Source organism: Streptomyces sp. A01, from assembly GCF_059026195.1.
Map to the genome: position 1 here is coordinate 1 of NZ_JBWLKN010000087.1, position 1,376 is coordinate 1,376.

Annotated in this window: 1 protein-coding gene; it reads left to right on the top strand. The window is 70.1% G+C overall.

All coding sequences use genetic code 11. The features are described from left to right. Positions 1-112: 112 nt before the first annotated feature. Positions 113-1,376: acyltransferase domain-containing protein (locus tag AC5P1B_RS35620; RefSeq protein WP_493892183.1), on the top strand; the 1,264-nt coding region annotated here is incomplete at its 3' end.

The window sequence follows — 1,376 nt, forward strand, 5'->3', positions numbered from 1 at the left end:
GGTGGTGTCGGCTGAGCTCGGGTCGGGGTCTGGCGTTGGGGTGGTGCCGTGGGTGGTGTCGGCGCGCAGTGGGGCGGCGTTGCGGGCGCAGGCCGCGGCGCTGGCCGCCCGGGTGGGCGCGGACCCTGGCATCTCGTTGGAGAGTGTGGGCTGGTCGCTGCTGACCTCCCGTACCCTCTTCGAACACCGTGCGGTGGTCCACGGCACCAGCCGTGCGGAACTCCTGGGCGGGCTGCGTGCCCTGGCCACCGCCGGACCCCACCCCCACCTGACCACCAGCCCCAACACCAGCACCGGTGCTGGGGCTGGGGCTGGGGCTGGTGTGTCCACCGATGGTGGTTTGGGTGTGGGTGGGCGGGTGTGGTTGTTCAGTGGGCAGGGCAGTCAGCGTCTGGGGATGGGCGCCGGGCTCTACGCCCGCTTCCCCGTCTTCGCCACCGCCTTCGACGAGGTGTGCGCCCTGCTCGACCCCCACCTGGACCACCCCTTGCGCCAGGTCGTCTTCGACGGCATCCCCGGGAAGCCGGGACTGCTGGACCACACCACCTACGCCCAGTGCGGCCTGTTCGCCCTGCACATCGCCCTGGCCCACCTGCTGACCTCCCACGGCCTGGCCCCGGACGCGGTCATCGGCCACTCCATCGGCGAAGTCGCCGCCGCCCACATCGCCGGAATCTTCTCCCTGCCCGACGCCTGCCACCTAGTCGCCGCCCGCGCCACCCTCATGGGCTCCCTGCCCCCCGGCGGGGCCATGGCCGCCATCCAGGCCACCCCCGACGAACTCACCCCCACCCTGGACCACCCCCACGTAGCCATCGCCGCCCTGAACACCCCCACCACCACCGTCATCTCCGGCCCCACCGACCACATCAACCGCATCACCACCCACTGGAACAACCAAGGACGCAAAACCCACCACCTCACCGTCAGCCACGCCTTCCACTCCCCGCAAATGGACCCCATCCTCGACCCCTTCCACCAAGCCATCACCCACCTCACCTACCACCCACCCACCCTCCCCCTCATCACCAACCTCACCGGCCAACCCGCCGACCACCACATCACCACCCCCCACTACTGGACCCAACACATCCGCCAACCCGTCCACTACGCCCCCGCCCTGACCCACACCACCCCCCACACCCACACCTACCTCGAACTCACCCCCACCCCCACCCTCACCACCGCCACCCACCACACCCTCCACCACCACCACAACCACCCCCACCCCCAACAACCCAACCAACCCCGCCAACCCGACCAGCCCGACCAGCCCGAACCCCTCATCCTCAGCACCCTGAACCACCAACACCCCGACACCACCGCCCTCGCCACCACCCTCGCCCAACTCCACACCCACCACACCAACACCAACA